This window comes from Flavobacterium denitrificans DSM 15936 (assembly GCF_000425445.1).
Lineage (GTDB): Bacteria > Bacteroidota > Bacteroidia > Flavobacteriales > Flavobacteriaceae > Flavobacterium > Flavobacterium denitrificans.
Genome location: NZ_AUDL01000004.1, coordinates 304532 through 322108 on the forward strand (window position 1 = coordinate 304532; position 17577 = coordinate 322108).

18 protein-coding genes are annotated in these 17577 nt (G+C 34.7%); 16 read left to right on the forward strand and 2 right to left on the reverse strand.

The genetic code is table 11. The features are described from left to right. Positions 1-3: 3 nt before the first annotated feature. Together H600_RS0101355 and H600_RS0101365 are read left to right on the forward strand one after the other, a co-directional pair. The gene (locus H600_RS0101355; RefSeq protein ID WP_026727101.1) at positions 4-1554 is read left to right on the forward strand and encodes a PepSY-associated TM helix domain-containing protein; all 1551 of its coding nucleotides are present in this window, start codon (positions 4-6) and stop codon (positions 1552-1554) included. Between the two features lie 208 nt (positions 1555-1762). After that, entirely contained in the window at positions 1763-2890 is a 1128-nt protein-coding gene (locus H600_RS0101365) for a PepSY-associated TM helix domain-containing protein (protein ID WP_026727103.1), read from the forward strand. A 37-nt stretch (positions 2891-2927) separates the two neighbouring features. Here the strand turns inward: H600_RS0101365 and H600_RS0101370 are convergent, their stop codons facing one another. Next, positions 2928-3275: a toxin-antitoxin system YwqK family antitoxin gene (locus H600_RS0101370; RefSeq protein ID WP_026727104.1), complete on the reverse strand. Its 348-nt coding sequence runs from the start codon at positions 3273-3275 to the stop codon at positions 2928-2930. A 210-nt stretch (positions 3276-3485) separates the two neighbouring features. Beyond that, positions 3486-4484 (reverse strand): TlpA family protein disulfide reductase, encoded by a 999-nt coding sequence (locus H600_RS0101375; RefSeq protein WP_026727105.1) that lies wholly within the window; start codon positions 4482-4484, stop codon positions 3486-3488. 159 nt (positions 4485-4643) lie between these two features. On the opposite strand from H600_RS0101375, the gene aspS reads away from it, so the two are divergent. The 14 genes from aspS to nuoL all read left to right on the forward strand — a co-directional run bounded on the left by aspS (position 4644) and on the right by nuoL (position 17575). Further along, complete coding sequence (aspS, locus tag H600_RS0101380) at positions 4644-6395, forward strand: aspartate--tRNA ligase (protein ID WP_026727106.1); 1752 nt, start codon at positions 4644-4646, stop codon at positions 6393-6395. A gap of 309 nt (positions 6396-6704) precedes the next feature. Further along, positions 6705-6899 carry a cold-shock protein gene (locus tag H600_RS0101385; RefSeq protein ID WP_007137066.1) on the forward strand — a complete coding sequence of 65 codons (195 nt, stop codon included), beginning with the start codon at positions 6705-6707 and terminating at the stop codon, positions 6897-6899. A 241-nt stretch (positions 6900-7140) separates the two neighbouring features. Then, the gene (locus H600_RS0101390; protein WP_026727107.1) at positions 7141-7506 is read left to right on the forward strand and encodes an NADH-quinone oxidoreductase subunit A; all 366 of its coding nucleotides are present in this window, start codon (positions 7141-7143) and stop codon (positions 7504-7506) included. A 156-nt stretch (positions 7507-7662) separates the two neighbouring features. Next, on the forward strand, positions 7663-8211 hold the full coding sequence (locus H600_RS0101395) for an NADH-quinone oxidoreductase subunit B (protein WP_026727108.1): 549 nt from the start codon (positions 7663-7665) through the stop codon (positions 8209-8211). 1 nt (position 8212) lies between these two features. Next, positions 8213-8734: an NADH-quinone oxidoreductase subunit C gene (locus H600_RS0101400; protein WP_026727109.1), complete on the forward strand. Its 522-nt coding sequence runs from the start codon at positions 8213-8215 to the stop codon at positions 8732-8734. Positions 8735-8755: 21 nt separating this feature from the next. Beyond that, complete coding sequence (locus H600_RS0101405; protein WP_026727110.1) at positions 8756-9994, forward strand: NADH-quinone oxidoreductase subunit D; 1239 nt, start codon at positions 8756-8758, stop codon at positions 9992-9994. 42 nt (positions 9995-10036) lie between these two features. After that, complete coding sequence (locus tag H600_RS0101410) at positions 10037-10567, forward strand: complex I 24 kDa subunit family protein (RefSeq protein WP_026727111.1); 531 nt, start codon at positions 10037-10039, stop codon at positions 10565-10567. 1 nt (position 10568) lies between these two features. After that, positions 10569-11939: an NADH-quinone oxidoreductase subunit NuoF gene (gene nuoF / locus H600_RS0101415; protein ID WP_026727112.1), complete on the forward strand. Its 1371-nt coding sequence runs from the start codon at positions 10569-10571 to the stop codon at positions 11937-11939. 171 nt (positions 11940-12110) lie between these two features. Next, complete coding sequence (locus H600_RS0101420; RefSeq protein WP_026727113.1) at positions 12111-13139, forward strand: NADH-quinone oxidoreductase subunit G; 1029 nt, start codon at positions 12111-12113, stop codon at positions 13137-13139. A 6-nt stretch (positions 13140-13145) separates the two neighbouring features. Beyond that, complete coding sequence (gene nuoH, locus H600_RS0101425) at positions 13146-14198, forward strand: NADH-quinone oxidoreductase subunit NuoH (protein WP_026727114.1); 1053 nt, start codon at positions 13146-13148, stop codon at positions 14196-14198. 82 nt (positions 14199-14280) lie between these two features. Next, on the forward strand, positions 14281-14826 hold the full coding sequence (locus H600_RS0101430; protein ID WP_026727115.1) for a NuoI/complex I 23 kDa subunit family protein: 546 nt from the start codon (positions 14281-14283) through the stop codon (positions 14824-14826). Then, positions 14826-15365, forward strand: a complete 540-nt coding sequence (locus tag H600_RS0101435; protein WP_035108238.1) for an NADH-quinone oxidoreductase subunit J family protein — start codon at positions 14826-14828, stop codon at positions 15363-15365. Before H600_RS0101430 ends, H600_RS0101435 begins: the two co-directional genes overlap by 1 nt. Beyond that, entirely contained in the window at positions 15365-15685 is a 321-nt protein-coding gene (gene nuoK, locus H600_RS0101440; protein ID WP_026727117.1) for an NADH-quinone oxidoreductase subunit NuoK, read from the forward strand. Before H600_RS0101435 ends, nuoK begins: the two co-directional genes overlap by 1 nt. A 6-nt stretch (positions 15686-15691) precedes the next feature. Continuing rightward, positions 15692-17575, forward strand: a complete 1884-nt coding sequence (gene nuoL / locus H600_RS0101445; RefSeq protein ID WP_026727118.1) for an NADH-quinone oxidoreductase subunit L — start codon at positions 15692-15694, stop codon at positions 17573-17575. Positions 17576-17577 lie beyond the last annotated feature (2 nt).

A 17577-nucleotide genomic window follows, 5' to 3' on the forward strand; every position in this document is an offset into this window, starting at 1 on the left:
TCTATGAACAACCGTCATTATAATATCTATTTTCATACACATACTGTCAGCGGAATTGTGATCAGTGTGATTCTTTTTGTGATTTTCTTTGCTGGATCTTTTTCTTTTTTTAGAGATGAAATCATCAATTGGGAAAGAAGCGAATCTACAGCTCTAACAAAAGAAATTCAACTAGACTATAATACTGCTTTACAGCATCTTGACAAAAAATATATTTTACACGGAAGAAATATTACAATCTCTAAACCTTCAATAGAAGACAGAGTTGCCGTTTATATGGAAGGAACCAAAGATACTTTGGCTCCAGCCAAACAAAAAGAAGGACAGTTTTTTTATTTAGATAACAAAAATTACAAATCATATACCTACGAAGAATCTTATTCTTTAGGAGAATTGTTATATCGACTGCATTTTCTCGCGCAAATCCCCTATCCTGCAGGATATTATCTTTCTGGATTTACAGCTTTGTTTTTCCTATTTGTCATAATTACTGGAGTACTGCTTCATTGGAATAAAATTGTTTCCAATTTTTATATGTTCCGTCCAAAAGAAAAATTAAAAACACTTTGGACAGACGCGCACACAGCTTTAGGAATGATTGGTCTTCCTTTTCAGTTTGTTTATGCAGTTACTGGCGCTTTTTTCATGATAAAACTCTTGATTGTTGCTCCCGCAGTAGCAGCATTATATAACGGAGATCAAGATAAATTATATAAAGAACTCGAATATACGGATGCCGATTATAAATTTGAAAACAAAAAATTAGCAAACCCTTTTAATGTAAATGATTTGGTTGCCAAAGCAAAAAGCAAATGGGCTGATTTTGAAATTACACGTGTTTTTATCCAAAATTATGGCGATGCCAACATGCATGTTTTAGTGGAAGGCGAAATGCTAAATCACAAAAAATTTACCGGTAACGGAAAAGTAGTTTACCGAATTGCCGATGGAAAAGAAATCGCCAGAAAAAACCCTGTTACACAAACCAGTTATCTGGATGTTGTAAAAAATGTTTTGTACCGAATTCATTTTGGCGATTATGGTGGCTATGCTTTAAAAATCATCAGTTTTGTTCTTGGTATCATAACCTGTTTTGTAATCATTTCAGGCGTTATGATTTGGCTTGTTGCCCGACAAAAAAACAATCTGCCTGAAAAGAAAAGACGCTTCAACGCAGCCGTTGTCCGAATTTATTTGGCAATTTGTTTGAGCATGTACCCAATTACAGCTTTAGCTTTTATTGGAAGCAAAATTTTCTATCCTTTAAGCCAATCCAATTTATACACACTTTATTTTGGCGGATGGCTGATCTTGACAATTTTCTTCATCATTAAAAAGAATGACACTTTTACCAATAAATGCTGCCTGATTTCAGGAAGTATTTTAGGGTTTTTAATTCCTATTACAAACGGAATTGTGACCGGAAACTGGTTTTGGAATTCATTTATGGAAAACAAAATTCAGATTTTCTTTATTGATATTTTCTGGATTTTCTTGGCTTCCATTTCATTATATGTGGCTTATCATTTAAAACCGAAACAAGTAATTTCTTAAAAAAAGAACTCGTGATAATCTCGCAAAGAAGTTTTTTTTTGAATCTCGCAAAGTCGCGAAGTCGCAAAGTCTTTTTCAAATATTACTTTGCGACTTCGCGACTTTGCGAGATTATTCTTTTGTAGTTTTTTCAACTTATCAACAAAATACTCTAGAATTATTTGCCCCATATCGATTTTGAGCATACTTTTACGCTTTTAATCAAAAAATGAGATTCAAAACGAAAATACGTTTTCTGCATAAATGGCTCGGATTAATTTCCGGGCTCATTGTTTTTATAGTCTGCATTACGGGCTGTATTTTCTGTTTTCATGATGAAATAAAAGACATTACCCGAAAAGAATGGCGTTTGGTTGAACCAAAAAATGAGCCTTTCCTTACTCCTTCTGTTTTAAAAGAAAAAGCCTTAGAAATTGTTCCAAAGAACAAAACAAGCATGGTCGCCTATTACGGAAAAAACCGATCGGCTATTGTTTATACGTATTCTGATACTGAGAATTTATATTTGTATTTCAATCCGTATTCGGGTCAATATTTAAAAACCGAAAATCCAAAAACCGACTTTTTCATCATTGTTGAATACATTCATTTGTATTTGCTTTTGCCAGATTATATCGGGAAACATATTATTGGCGGTGCAACGATAATCTTTATTTTATTGTTGATTTCAGGAATTATTCAATGGTGGCCAAAACGCAAAAGCGATATTAAAAGAAGTTTTACCATTAAATGGAATGCCAAATGGCGCCGCGTAAATTATGACTGGCATAATACTTCTGGATTTTACATTGCTTTAATCGCTTTGATTTTAGCCATCACAGGTTTGACTTTTACCTATGAATGGGTTGGCGACGGCATTTACAAAAGCTTTAATTTTGGCGGTGATAAAGCAGCTGAAACCAAAACGCCTATAATTGACACCACAAAATTCAAATCAAATTCAGTTGATGCCATTGACAAAGCTTTTGCTCAAACTATAAAACTACAACCAAAAGCCGAAATGTTTTTTGTGATGATTCCACAACAAAAAGGCGATGTTGTAAGTACAGGAGCTTATCCTCATACGTTGCGCTATGATCAGCAGAGCAACTACTATTTTCATCCGTCAAGCGGAGAATTGATCAAGAGCCAGACTTTTGACAAAAAGACTTTGGGCCTTCAAGTCGTTGAAATGAACTACGGAATTCATACAGGACAAGTTTTAGATTTACCAGGTAAAATAATTGCTTTTACTGTCAGTTTGCTTGCTTCTGCTTTGCCGGTTACTGGTTTTATAATTTGGTTTGGAAGAAGCAAAAAATCGAAACATAAAAACACAAAAAAACCGTCCCATTAAAAACGGGACGGTTTTTTTTATAAGTTGTCGAAATCAATTAATTTCTGTTTGCTAAAGCATTTTTCTGAAGATTTTTTACTGAATTAACTTTGTTGTCTACATAAGCTACCTCTTTTAAAGTGTCTTCAGTAAAGAAAATCCATTTTCCAGTTTTCACTCCGTCTGCGTATTCTCCAACGGCTTTTTTATTTCCTTTTTCGTCATAAGATACCCAAACACCATCAAGCTTGCCATCCTTAAAAAAGCCTTCTTGCTGCACATTTCCATTTTCATAGTAATAAGTAGCTTTTACCTTGTTTCCAACGGCTTCTAATTCAGGTTTTGCTTCCTGCGCAACTAACATTCCAGAGAACAATAACGCAGCTAAAATTACACTCTTTTTCATATCTGTAGGTATTAATGTTAAGAAATCTTTATCAAATATAGTCAAATGTTTACATTAAAAAAACTTTTACTTAACAATTTGGTAACATTGAGTAAAAACTTAACATTGGAAATTCTTTCAAAACAAAAAAACCAATGCTGAAGCATTGGTTTTACTGGTATTTTATGAAAATCAAGAAGTTGCGATAACGTTATCGAATTCGTAAATAAATTAGTTCAATAATGCATCCAATTGTGTTTGAAGCGCTTGATCAGAAGGTCTTGTAGCATTTGAATTGACAACTTTGCCTTGTGGATCAACTAAAATAAATCTAGGGATTGAAACTACATTGTAGCTTGTTGCAAAATCAGATTTCCATTCATTATCAGCAATTAGCTGGATACCACCAAGCTGTTTATCTGTGACAAATTTTTGCCATTTATCATGATCTCTTTGTGCATCTATTGAAATACTAACAAACTCAATATTTTTCCCGTGATATTTTTCTTCTACTTTTTGAAGAAAAGGAATTTCTGCTCGACAAGGACCACACCAAGTTGCCCACATATCGATATAAACATACTTCCCTTTTAAATCCGAAAGCTTTGTTTTTCCTCCTTTATGGTTTTCAAATTCAAAATCTGGCGATGCTGTATTATTCAATTTTGCCATTTTCAACACTTGGTTGCGATGTTCTGTAATTTCTGCAATCGCTTGCTGTCCATTTTCAGTTTCAATCTTTACAAAATCAGGATCTAATTTCTTATTATTTAATCGAGCTGCATCAGCTGCTTTTTTGTCATCAATTAATTTATTAAAAGCCGCATCATCTAAATTTACAACACTATTATCATAAAGTTTCTCATCGGCCAGAATACGCTGAGCCAAAATATTGTTTTCTAAACTTCCTTTACCTTTATAAACAATTGTCTCATCAAATTGTTTGGCATCCATTTTAAGCTTTAAATCATAACCATTTTTCAAAAACAATTCGGTTGATTCAACGCCATCATACATACGACCCCTTCCTCCATTCAATACCAAAGTATCTTTAAAAATACCTTTTGCATTAACATAAATCGTCTTAACAACTTTTCCATCATTAATAATTTTGATAATGTCGCTATTTCTATTGGCAATATTTGCTTCAAAAGTGACGTATTTTTTAGATTGCCCAGTAGCATTAAGCGCGCTCAAAAGGACAATTCCTGCAATAAAAAGTTGTTTCATAGTTTATTAAGGTTTGTTTTTAGTATCTCAAATCTAAAGAATTAACAGCTTCAAAATTTCAGAATTAACAAAATATTTTAAAATTAATGTGCATCAGCTTATCACTTTGCTATTTTAATTTGAATTTTGTGTTTACTTTTGCAGTCTAAAATTGAGATCATGTATAGAAGTCATAATTGCGGCGAATTAAACGCTTCAAATATTAATACCGAAGTTACGCTTGCGGGCTGGGTTCAAAAATCACGCGATAAAGGATTTATGAATTGGGTCGATTTACGCGACCGTTATGGAATTACACAACTTATTTTCGACGAAAGTCGTACCGATAAAACCGTTTTTGAATTAGCCAAAACTCTTGGACGTGAATTTGTAATTCAGGTAAAAGGAACTGTTATTGAGCGTGAAGCCAAAAACAAAAATATTCCAACGGGTGAAATCGAAATTTTAGTTTCTGAATTGACTATTTTAAATTCGGCTTTGACTCCTCCATTTACAATTGAAGATGAAACTGACGGCGGAGAAGATATTAGAATGAAATACCGTTATTTGGATATCAGAAGAAATCCGGTAAAAAACAGCTTATTGTTTCGTCATAAAGTAGCGATGGAAGTTCGCAAATATCTATCTGATTTAGATTTCTGCGAAGTTGAAACGCCTTACTTAATCAAATCAACTCCAGAAGGAGCAAGAGATTTCGTCGTACCAAGTCGTATGAACGAAGGACAGTTTTATGCTTTGCCACAATCTCCGCAAACATTCAAACAGCTTTTAATGGTTGGTGGAATGGACAAATATTTCCAAATCGTGAAATGTTTCCGTGACGAAGATTTGCGTGCAGATCGTCAGCCAGAGTTTACACAGATTGACTGCGAAATGGCATTTGTTGAACAAGAAGATATCTTGAATGTTTTCGAAGGTTTGACTAGACACCTATTAAAAGAAATTAAAGGCATTGAAGTAGAGAAATTCCCAAGAATTACCTACGATTATGCTATGAAAACATACGGAAACGACAAACCGGACATTCGTTTCGGAATGAAGTTTGGTGAGTTAAACGAATTCGCACAGCACAAAGAATTCCCAGTTTTTAATTCGGCTGAATTAGTTGTCGGAATCGCGGTTCCAGGAGCAGGAAATTATACTCGTAAAGAAATCGACGGATTGATTGACTGGGTAAAACGTCCACAAGTTGGAGCATCTGGAATGGTTTACGTCAAATGCAATGAAGATGGAACATACAAATCATCTGTAGATAAATTCTACGATAATGATGATTTGGCAAACTGGGCAAAAGCAACGGAAGCAAATCCTGGCGATATGATTTTTGTACTTTCTGGTCCAGCAAATAAAACAAGAGGACAACTTTCTGCACTTCGTATGGAATTAGCAACGCGTTTAGGGTTACGTAATCCTGAAGAATTTGCTCCATTATGGGTTGTAGATTTCCCATTATTGGAACTTGACGAAGAAAGTGGCCGTTACCACGCAATGCACCACCCATTTACTTCTCCAAAACCAGAAGATATGGCTTTGTTGGAAACAGAACCAGGGAAAGTTCGCGCAAACGCATACGATATGGTTTTAAACGGAAACGAAATTGGCGGTGGATCTATTCGTATTCATGATAAAACGACACAACAATTGATGTTTAAATATTTAGGATTTACTGAAGAAGAAGCAAAAGCACAATTTGGTTTCTTGATGGATGCTTTCCAATTTGGAGCACCGCCACACGGAGGTTTGGCTTTTGGATTGGATAGATTAGTTGCCATTTTAGGAGGTCAGGAAACTATTAGAGATTTCATTGCTTTCCCTAAAAACAATTCCGGACGTGATGTTATGATCGATGCTCCGGCAGCAATTGATGATGCACAGTTGAAAGAACTTCGTATTAAAGTTGATATAGCATAATTTTTTGCAAAATATTCAAAAATAGGAACGCCGATTGAAAAAATTCAATCGGCGTTTTTTTATCTTTTTAGGTAAAAAAATAAATGCAAATTTCACATTTATCGATTATAAAATTCCTACAACATGTCTTTTTGTATATTCCTACAATTAATGATTCTCAAATTATCCTATTTTATTAGCATTTTGATGTAATAAACCACGTAAAAACACTGTAAATCAATAATTTTTACAAAAAATTAACACGTACATGTCTTTTGTATTAGTTAATATGCTACATTTGCTTTATTATAAATTATTATTACAATTACAATGCGTACAGGTACAGTAAAATTTTTCAATGAATCTAAAGGTTATGGGTTCATTACAGACGAAGAAACAGGAAAGGACATCTTCGTTCACGCTTCAGGAATTAACGCGGAAGAATTACGCGAAGGTGACCGTGTAAGCTACGAAGAAGAAGAAGGAAGAAAAGGGAAAGTTGCTGCTAAAGTAGCAGTAATCTAAGAAAAATATAGCAATTTATTTTTTTTGCCTCTGAATGGTTTTAAAAACGTCCCGAAGAATCGGGACGTTTTTTTTTGCTTATTTCTTAAAAAAATATTAAAAAAACAGCACCTTATTTATAATCAATAAAAATTAGGTCTAAACGCATATTCTGAACATACTTATATCCTCCTTTAGTTTGTGATTTACATAGTTGAAAGTTATCTTTGTGGCTTATTCTTTAAGTAAAAACCCTAAGTTTATGCAATCTGATCAATACAGTTACATTCCAATTTTAATGCAGTTAGTTCTAGCTGTTGGTTTTGTAGTAGGAACAATAATTATTTCTGGAAAATTAGGTCCAAAAAGAACCTCTGAAGTTAAAGACAAAAACTTCGAGTGTGGTATCGAATCTGTTGGAAATGCACGTATTCCTTTTTCGGTAAAATATTTCCTTGTTGCGATCTTGTTTGTATTGTTTGACGTAGAGGTAATTTTCCTTTACCCTTGGGCAGTAAACTTTAAAGATCTAGGCATCGAAGGAATGCTGAAAATGATTGTTTTTATGGCTTTGCTTTTAGTTGGTTTCTTTTACATCATCAAAAAGAAAGCTTTAGAGTGGGAATAATGAATATTAGATTTCAGATTTTAAATTTTTAGATTAAATTGATTTAGAATTTTAGATTTGAAAATAATATCTCAAAATACAATATTGAATTTTAAAATATTGATTTCGGTTTCAAGATCAAAAATCTGAAATCTGAAATCTACAATCTAAAATAAAATGAGCGATTCAAAAGTAAATATGGTTGCACCGCCAGAAGGAGTTACTGGTGAAGGTTTCTTCGCTACAAAACTTAATGATGTTGTTGGTTTAGCAAGAGCTAACTCATTATGGCCGCTTCCTTTCGCGACTTCATGCTGTGGTATCGAATTCATGGCAACAATGGCATCTCACTACGATTTAGCACGATTTGGTTCTGAACGTGTGAGTTTCTCGCCAAGACAAGCCGATATGTTATTAGTAATGGGAACTATTTCTAAAAAAATGGCTCCTATTTTAAGACAAGTTTACGAACAAATGTCTGAACCTCGCTGGGTAATTGCTGTTGGAGCTTGTGCTTCATCAGGAGGTGTTTTTGACACATACTCAGTTTTGCAGGGAATTGACAAAGTAATCCCAGTTGACGTTTATGTTCCAGGATGTCCTCCAAGACCGGAACAAATTGTTGACGGAGTAATGAGATTACAGGAATTGGTAAAAAGTGAATCTGTTAGACGCAGAAGCTCTCCAGAATACCAAGAATTATTAGCTTCATATAATATCTCATAAAATGGCTTTAGAAAATACCCTGATCCAAGATAAACTTGTAGAAACATTCAATAATGATGTTTTTAACTTTCATCAAGAAAGAGATATTTTTACTTTAGAAGCTTCAGCTGATAAAATCACAGCGCTGATTCTTTTCCTTAAAAACGACCCTGAATTACGTTTTCATTTCTTAACTGATTTGTGCGGCATTCATTACCCTGATAATGAAACTGAACGCCAGTTTGCTGTTGTATATCATTTACACAACTGGTACGACAACACACGTTTAAGAATCAAAGTATATATCAATGGCGAAAAACCAGAGATTAAATCAATTTCAAATATTTTCTTGAGTTCAAACTGGATGGAAAGAGAAACTTACGATTTCTACGGAATCAATTTTATTGGTCACCCGCAATTGAAACGTATTTTGAATATGGACGAAATGGTGTCTTTTCCAATGAGAAAAGAATTCCCAATGGAAGACAGCGGAAGAACTGATAAAGACGACAGATTCTTTGGAAGAACAACAACAAATTGCTAAAAAATAATTCAACATTATAAAATGTCAGAACTATTATTACCACCAGAGCATCGTTATGCTAAAATAATTAAGGAAAAACTAAACGAAGACGGAAGCGAACTTTCTGTTCTGAATTTAGGCCCTACTCACCCGGCTACTCACGGTATTTTCCAAAATATCCTATTAATGGATGGAGAAAGAATTCTTGAAGCTGAACCAACTATTGGTTACATTCATAGAGCTTTTGAAAAAATCGCTGAAAACCGTCCTTTTTATCAAATCACACCTCTTACAGACCGTATGAACTATTGCTCCTCTCCTATTAATAATATGGGATGGTGGATGACATTAGAAAAACTATTAGGCATTGAAGTTCCAAAAAGAGCTCAATATTTAAGAGTTATTGTTATGGAGCTGGCTCGTATTACAGACCACTTGATTTGTAATTCGATTCTTGGGGTTGATACTGGTGCGTATACTGGTTTCTTATACGTTTTTCAATTTAGAGAGAAAATCTACGAAATCTACGAAGAAATTTGTGGAGCTCGCTTGACTACAAATATGGGAAGAATTGGTGGATTTGAAAGAGACTGGTCTCCAGAAGCTTTCAGAAAACTTGATATTTTCCTAGAAGAATTCCCAGTTGCTTGGAAAGAATTCGAAAACTTATTCGAAAGAAACAGAATTTTCCTTGACAGAACTGTAAACGTAGGTGCTATTTCTGCCGAACAAGCAATGGCTTACGGATTTACAGGTCCAAACTTGCGTGCTGCCGGAGTTGATTATGACGTTCGTGTTGCACAGCCTTACTCATCTTACGAAGATTTTGATTTTATTGTTCCTGTTGGAAAATCAGGTGACACATACGATCGTTTCTGTGTTCGTAACGCTGAAGTTTGGGAAAGTTTAAGCATTATTCGTCAGGCTTTGGATAAAATGCCAGCCGGAAACGAATACCATGCTGAAGTTCCAGATTATTACCTTCCTCCAAAAGAAGACGTATATAATAATATGGAATCATTAATCTATCACTTTAAAATTGTAATGGGCGAAGTTCCTGTACCAGTTGCAGAAATTTATCACCCAGTTGAAGGAGGAAATGGAGAAATTGGTTTCTATTTAGTGACTGATGGAAGTAGGACTCCATATAGATTACATTTCAGAAGACCTTGCTTTATTTATTATCAAGCATATCCAGAAATGATTAAAGGAGCGTTGCTTTCTGATGCAATTGTTATTTTATCAAGTTTAAATGTAATTGCAGGAGAATTAGACGCATAAAAAATTTGTGCCTTTGCGCCTTTGTGGCAAAACAAGAATAAAATGGAAAGAAAACATTACAAACAAGAAATAAACATGACCGAGGCATTGATGAACCGCATCAATGAATTGATTAGTCATTATCCTGAAGGCAAGCAAAAATCGGCTTTATTGCCTGTTTTACATGAGGTTCAGGATGCACACAATAACTGGCTTAGTATTGAACTTCAAGATAAAGTTGCCGAAATTCTTCAGATTAAACCAATTGAGGTTTATGAAGTGGTTACTTTTTACACCATGTTCAACCAAAAGCCAATTGGAAAATACATGTTTGAATTTTGTCAGACTTCTTGTTGTTGTTTAAGCGGTGCCGAAAATTTAATGGATTATACTTCTGAAAAATTAGGCATTAAAATGGGCGAAACAACTCCAGACGGAATGTTCACTATTGCCGGAGTAGAATGTTTAGGTGCTTGCGGATACGCTCCAATGATGCAGTTGGGAGATTTCTACAAAGAGAAATTGACAGAAGAGAAAATCGATCAGTTAATTGCTGATTGCAGAGATGATAAAATAATATTACACGATAAATAAGATGTCACAAAAAATATTATTAGATAAAATCAATATTCCTGGAATTAAAACCTACGAAGTTTATCGCCAAAATGGTGGATATGCTTCTGTAGAAAAAGCTTTAAAAACACTTACGCCAGATGAAGTTACTGAAGAAGTAAAAAAATCAGGATTACGTGGTCGTGGTGGCGCGGGTTTCCCTGCCGGAATGAAATGGAGCTTTATTGACAAAAAATCAGGAAAACCAAGACACTTAGTTTGCAACGCCGATGAGTCTGAACCTGGAACTTTCAAAGATCGTTATTTGATGGAATTTATTCCTCACTTATTGATCGAGGGAATGATTACTTCTAGTTACGCTTTAGGTGCTAACCTTTCATACATCTACATTCGTGGAGAATATATGTGGGTTTTCAAAATCTTAGAAAGAGCAATCGCCGAAGCAAAAGCTGCCGGATGGTTAGGAAAAAATATATTAGGTTCAGGTTATGATCTTGAACTTCACGTTCATTGTGGAGCTGGAGCTTATATTTGTGGAGAAGAAACTGCACTTATTGAGTCTCTAGAAGGTAAAAGAGGAAATCCTCGTATTAAACCACCTTTCCCAGCAGTTTCAGGACTTTGGGCAAATCCAACAGTGGTAAACAACGTTGAAACTATCGCAACGGTGCCTTGGATTGTAAACAATTCTGGTGACGATTATGCTAAAATTGGTGTCGGGCGTTCAACTGGAACTAAATTAATTTCTGCTTCAGGAAATATCAAAAATCCTGGTGTTTATGAAATTGAATTAGGCTTAAGTGTTGACGAATTCATGAATTCTGATGAATATTTAGGAGGAATGTCTTCAAGCCGTCCATTAAAAGCATTTGTTCCCGGAGGTTCTTCTGTGCCAATTTTGCCAGCTGAATTAATTTTCAAAACAGCAAATGGAGAAGATCGTTTAATGACTTACGAATCTTTGAGTGATGGTGGTTTTGCTACCGGATCAATGTTGGGTTCTGGAGGATTTATCGTTTATGATGATACTGCTTGTATCGTTAGAAACACTTGGAACTTTGCTCGTTTTTACCACCACGAATCTTGCGGACAATGTACACCTTGTCGTGAAGGAACTGGATGGTTGGAAAAAATCTTATGGAGAATTGAAAACGGTCAAGGCCGTGAAGAAGATATCGAATTATTGTGGAGCATTCAAAGCAAAATTGAAGGAAACACAATTTGCCCTCTAGGAGATGCTGCATCATGGCCAGTTGCTGCGGCAATTCGTCACTTTAGAGATGAATTCGAATATCACGTTCGTTTCCCTGAAAAAATCAAAAATAGAGATCACTTTGTTGCTGAACCATTTTCACAAGTTAAGCATTTAGTAGGCGGTAAAGTAATCGTATAAAAATAAAAAGCAGAAAGTTATAAAGTTCATAATGTTAAAAAGGACAGCAATTCTTTTCAATATTCCGACTTTCAACAAAAAAGTTTAAAATAGTTTAAAGTTTCAAGTTTTTTTAGTTTCAAATGAAAACCTGAAACGTGAAACCTGAAACTAAAAAAACAAAATTAAGAGATGAAAGTAACCATAGACGGTCAAAGTATAGACGTAGAGCCAGGAACAACAATCCTGCAGGCTGCACGTATGATTGGTGGAGATTTGGTACCGCCAGCCATGTGCTATTACTCAAAATTAAAAGGGAGCGGTGGAAAATGCCGTTGTTGCTTAGTTGAAGTTTCTAAAGGAAGCGAAGCTGACCCAAGACCAATGCCAAAATTAATGGCATCTTGTGTAACAGGATGTATGGACGGAATGGAAGTAAACAGCAAATCTTCTGCCAGAGTTACGGAAGCGCGTAAATCTGTAACAGAATTTTTATTGATCAACCACCCATTAGACTGCCCAATTTGTGATCAAGCCGGAGAATGTGATCTTCAAAATTTAAGTTTTGAGCACGGAAACCCAAAATCACGTTTTATCGAAGAGAAAAGAACATTTGAACCAGAAGATATTGGTCCAAATATTCAACTGCATATGAACCGTTGTATCTTATGCCAAAGATGTGTACAAGTTGCAGATCAATTGACAGACAACAGAGTTCACGGCGTATTAGACCGTGGTGACCACGCTAATATTTCAACTGGAATTTCTAAAGCAATCGACAATGAGTTTTCTGGAAACATGATTGACGTTTGTCCGGTTGGAGCTTTAACAGACAAGACTTTCCGTTTTAAATCAAGAGTTTGGTTCAACAAACCTTACAATGCACACAGAGAATGTACCACACCAGGATGTTGCGGTAAAACTACCGTTTGGATGTTTGGTGATGAAATTCAACGTGTAACGGGTCGTAAAGATGAATATCACGAAGTTGAAGAATTCATCTGTAACAGCTGTCGTTTTGATCACAAAGATGTGAACGACTGGGTTATTGAAGGACCAAGAGAATTTGAAAAAGATTCTGTAATCAATCAAAATAATTACACTCAAAAATTAGAGAAAGTTACAATCGATACTGAAAAGAATATCCTTTTAGGTAGAGATATTGACCGTAAAAAAATTAGTATGGCAGCAATTCCATTAACTGATAAAGACCAAAAATAGTAAGAAATGGAAAGTGCATTTATTATAGAAAAAAGTGTTGTTATCGTTGTCGTTTTTGCGGTAACTATGATTATGGCAATGTATTCTACTTGGGCAGAACGTAAAGTTGCTGCTTTCTTGCAAGATCGTATTGGACCAAACCGCGCTGGATGGGGAGGTTTATTACAACCGCTTGCTGATGGTATGAAATTATTCTCTAAAGAAGAGTTTTTTCCAAACACGCCAAATAGATTTTTGTTCGTAGTAGGTCCGGCAATTGCCATGAGTACTGCTTTAATGACTAGTGCTGTAATTCCGTGGGGAGATCGTTTACATCTTTTTGGAAGAGATATAATTCTTCAAGCTACTGATGTAAACATTGCTTTACTATACATTTTCGGAGTTCTTTCTGTTGGAGTTTACGGTATCATGATTGGTGGATGGGCTTCTAACAATAAATTCTCATTGATGGGAGCGGTTCGTGCTGCTTCTCAAATGGTATCGTATGAGGTTGCGATGGGATTGTCAATGATTGCATTATTGATGATGACTGGAACAATGAGCTTAAAAGAAATCTCATTACAGCAACAAGGAATGAACTGGAATGTTTTTTATCAGCCATTATCATTTTTAATCTTCTTGATTTGTTCTTTTGCTGAAACGAACAGAACACCTTTCGACTTAGCAGAATGTGAAAGCGAGTTAATTGGAGGTTACCATACTGAATATTCTTCAATGAAAATGGGATTCTATTTATTTGCTGAATATGCAAGTATGTTTATTTCGGCAACTATTATTTCTGTTTTATTCTTTGGAGGATATAATTATCCTGGAATGCAATGGATGGTAGAAAATGTTGGTGTAAACACAGCTAACTTATTAGGAATTGCAGTTTTATTTGTAAAAATATGTTTCTTCATATTCTTTTACATGTGGGTACGTTGGACAATTCCAAGATTTAGATATGACCAATTAATGAATTTAGGTTGGAGAATTTTGATTCCGCTTTCGATTGTTAATATTATGATTACAGGAGCTGTTATTTTAAGACACGATATCGCAGCAGCTTTAGGATTTTAAAACCGTAATCAGCTTCAAATAAAAACAAAATAGATTTGAATTTGACTTATCAAATTTTGAATCATAAATTATAATAGTAAAAATGTCAATAGAAACTATATCATTATCGGGTAGAAAAAAAGTGGTGTCAAACAAGGACATGACTTTTTTGGAACGATTGTATCTTGTGGCAATTGTAAAAGGTTTATTGATTACAATCAAACACTTTTTTAGAAAAAAAGCTACAATTCATTACCCAGAGCAAGAACGTGAAAGAAGTGCTGTTTATCGTGGTCAACACATGTTGAAACGCGATGAGCAAGGACGTGAAAACTGTACTGCTTGCGGATTATGTGCTTTATCATGTCCAGCAGAAGCAATCACTATGAAGGCTGCTGAACGTAAAGCAGATGAGAAACACTTATACAGAGAAGAGAAATACGCTGAAATCTATGAAATCAACATGCTTCGTTGTATTTTCTGTGGTTTGTGCGAAGAAGCTTGTCCGAAAGATGCTATTTACTTGACCGAATCTAAAGTATTAGTTCCTGCAAGCTATGAAAGAGAAGATTTCATTTTTGGAAAAGACAAATTAGTAATGCCTTTAGAAATGGCTTTGAAAAATTCACAACTTAATAACGCTAACTAATGATACACATTCCAGATCTTGCAAACGCAACTCCTGTAGGAGTGATATTCTGTATCTTAGCGTTTATTACCGTAATTACTGCTTTCTTGACTATTTTTAGCAGAAACCCTATTCACTCAGCTATTTACTTAGTGATTTGTTTCTTCTCTATTGGAGGTCATTATTTGTTATTAAACTCTCAATTCTTAGCAATTGTTCATATTATCGTCTATGCCGGAGCTATTATGATTTTGTTCCTGTTTACGATCATGTTAATGAACTTAAACGAACAAAAAGACGTGCACCGCCCAAGAATTACACGCTTGGGTGCCATTGTTTCTTTTTGCTTGATTGTAATTGTTTTAATCGCAATCTTCATCAACTCTAAGCCAATTGTGGGTGATTATGATTCAACTGGTGAAGATTTCCAATCGATTAAAGTATTGGGCAAAATATTATTGAACGAATATATGGTGCCGTTTGAATTTGCTTCAGTCTTACTTTTAGTAGCAATGATTGGAACTGTATTATTGTCTAAAAAAGAAAAATTAAATAAGTAATGGGTAATATATTAAATCAAATAGGTATTGAAAATTACATCTTTTTAAGTGTTGTACTTTTTTGTATTGGTATTTTTGGTGTGTTATACAGACGAAATTCAATCATCGTTTTTATGTCTATCGAGATCATGCTGAATGCAGTTAACCTTTTATTTGTGGCTTTTTCGACTTATCATCAAGATGCACAAGGACAAGTTTTCGTATTCTTCTCGATGGCAGTTGCTGCCGCAGAGGTTGCAGTAGGATTAGCAATTTTAGTTTCAATTTTTAGAAACATTGGCTCAATTAGTATCGATAACTTAAAAAATTTAAAAGGATAAAAAGAAATGGATATTAATTTAGCTTTACTTTTAGTATTAACTCCTTTTTTAGGATTTTTAATCAATGTTTTCTTTGGAAAGAGCCTTGGAAAAACAGTTTCAGGAGCAATCGGAACTGTAGCTGTGGCAATTTCTTTCATCGTTACTCTTGTACTTTTTAATCAAATTACTTCAACTGGAAAAGCAATTGAAGTTACTTTATTTGATTGGATTCAAATTAGCAACTTAAAAATCAATCTTGGATTTTTATTAGATCAATTATCAGTTCTTTGGTTGCTTTTCGTAACCGGAATTGGATCTTTGATTCACTTATACTCTATCAGTTACATGCACGATGATGAGAATATGCACAAGTTTTTCGCGTATTTGAATTTGTTCGTATTCTTTATGATTACGCTTGTAATTGGAAGCAACTTATTAGTTCTTTTCATCGGATGGGAAGGTGTTGGACTTTGTTCTTACCTATTAATTGGATTCTGGCATAAAAACCAAGATTACAATGATGCTGCAAAAAAAGCTTTCATCATGAACAGAATTGGAGATTTAGGTCTTTTAATTGGAATGTTTATCATCGGATCGATGTTCTCAACATTAGATTATGCAACTTTAAAAACAGCAATTGCGGGAGCTGCTAACTTAGATGTATCATTACTTTCTTTAGCTGCTTTATGTTTATTTATTGGAGCTTGTGGTAAATCTGCTCAAATTCCATTATACACTTGGTTACCTGATGCAATGGCTGGACCAACTCCTGTTTCCGCATTAATCCACGCGGCGACAATGGTAACTGCGGGTATTTTTATGGTAACGAGATTAAACTTTGTTTTTGACCTTGCAACAGATGTTCAAACTGTAATTGCAGTAATCGGAGCGATCACTTCGTTAGTTGCAGCTACAATTGGATTAGTTCAAAATGATATCAAAAAAGTATTGGCATACTCTACAGTTTCTCAATTAGGACTAATGTTTTTAGCATTAGGATTTAGAGCTTATGAAGTAGCTGTTTTCCACGTAATCACGCACGCTTTCTTCAAAGCTTGTTTATTCTTAGGCTCAGGTTCTGTTATCCACGGATTACATGGCGAGCAAGATATGCGTAATATGGGTGGATTGCGTAAAGCAATGCCAATTACGTTCTGGACAATGTTGATTTCTTCATTAGCCATTTCTGGAGTTCCATTTTTCTCGGGATTCTTTTCTAAAGATGAAATTTTATTGACAGCTTTCCACCATAGTATTCCATTATATGTTGTTGGATCTGTAGCTTCAATTATGACGGCTTTCTATATGTTTCGATTAATGTTCTTGACTTTCTTCAAAGAATTTAGAGGAACTGAAGAACAAAAACATCATTTACACGAAAGTGGTTCATTAATCACTATTCCGCTTATCATTTTAGCAATTTTAGCAACTTTTGGAGGATTAATCAGTTTGCCAGGAAACAGCTGGCTAAATGAGTACTTAGCTCCTCTTTTCACAAAAGTGGCAGGCGAAGAACACCATTTAGGCCCAACTGAATACACTTTAATGGGTGTTGCAGTTTTAGGCGGATTACTAGGAATTTTAATTGCTTATATAAAATACTTTAAACAAGACAATGTGCCAGAAAGCGACGAAAACATTACTGGTGTAGCAAAAGTTTTATACAACAAATATTATGTTGACGAACTTTATGATGCAGTATTTGTGCGTCCTGTAAACAGCTTATCAAAAATCTTTAGAGATTATGTTGAAACTGGTTTATCTGCACTTGTTTTTGGATTAGGCAAAGTGGCGAATGAATTATCATTTCAAGGAAAAAAATTACAAACCGGAAGTATCGGATTATATCTTTTTGCCTTTGTTTTAGGACTTTGTGCAATTGTTTCCTATATATTTTTAGCTCAATAATA

Bases quoted from the DNA above. Each gene is read 5' to 3' on its own strand.
- nuoK (WP_026727117.1), top strand. From the start codon at position 15,365: ATGGGTAATATATTAAATCAAATAGGTATTGAAAATTACATCTTTTTA.
- nuoH (WP_026727114.1), top strand. From the start codon at position 13,146: ATGGAAAGTGCATTTATTATAGAAAAAAGTGTTGTTATCGTTGTCGTT.
- nuoL (WP_026727118.1), top strand. From the start codon at position 15,692: ATGGATATTAATTTAGCTTTACTTTTAGTATTAACTCCTTTTTTAGGA.
- H600_RS0101400 (WP_026727109.1), top strand. From the start codon at position 8,213: ATGGCTTTAGAAAATACCCTGATCCAAGATAAACTTGTAGAAACATTC.
- H600_RS0101410 (WP_026727111.1), top strand. From the start codon at position 10,037: ATGGAAAGAAAACATTACAAACAAGAAATAAACATGACCGAGGCATTG.
- aspS (WP_026727106.1), top strand. From the start codon at position 4,644: ATGTATAGAAGTCATAATTGCGGCGAATTAAACGCTTCAAATATTAAT.
- H600_RS0101355 (WP_026727101.1), top strand. From the start codon at position 4: ATGAACAACCGTCATTATAATATCTATTTTCATACACATACTGTCAGC.
- H600_RS0101365 (WP_026727103.1), top strand. From the start codon at position 1,763: ATGAGATTCAAAACGAAAATACGTTTTCTGCATAAATGGCTCGGATTA.
- H600_RS0101430 (WP_026727115.1), top strand. From the start codon at position 14,281: ATGTCAATAGAAACTATATCATTATCGGGTAGAAAAAAAGTGGTGTCA.
- H600_RS0101435 (WP_035108238.1), top strand. From the start codon at position 14,826: ATGATACACATTCCAGATCTTGCAAACGCAACTCCTGTAGGAGTGATA.
- H600_RS0101390 (WP_026727107.1), top strand. From the start codon at position 7,141: ATGCAATCTGATCAATACAGTTACATTCCAATTTTAATGCAGTTAGTT.
- H600_RS0101370 (WP_026727104.1), bottom strand. From the start codon at position 3,275: ATGAAAAAGAGTGTAATTTTAGCTGCGTTATTGTTCTCTGGAATGTTA.
- H600_RS0101385 (WP_007137066.1), top strand. From the start codon at position 6,705: ATGCGTACAGGTACAGTAAAATTTTTCAATGAATCTAAAGGTTATGGG.
- nuoF (WP_026727112.1), top strand. From the start codon at position 10,569: ATGTCACAAAAAATATTATTAGATAAAATCAATATTCCTGGAATTAAA.
- H600_RS0101375 (WP_026727105.1), bottom strand. From the start codon at position 4,484: ATGAAACAACTTTTTATTGCAGGAATTGTCCTTTTGAGCGCGCTTAAT.
- H600_RS0101405 (WP_026727110.1), top strand. From the start codon at position 8,756: ATGTCAGAACTATTATTACCACCAGAGCATCGTTATGCTAAAATAATT.
- H600_RS0101395 (WP_026727108.1), top strand. From the start codon at position 7,663: ATGAGCGATTCAAAAGTAAATATGGTTGCACCGCCAGAAGGAGTTACT.
- H600_RS0101420 (WP_026727113.1), top strand. From the start codon at position 12,111: ATGAAAGTAACCATAGACGGTCAAAGTATAGACGTAGAGCCAGGAACA.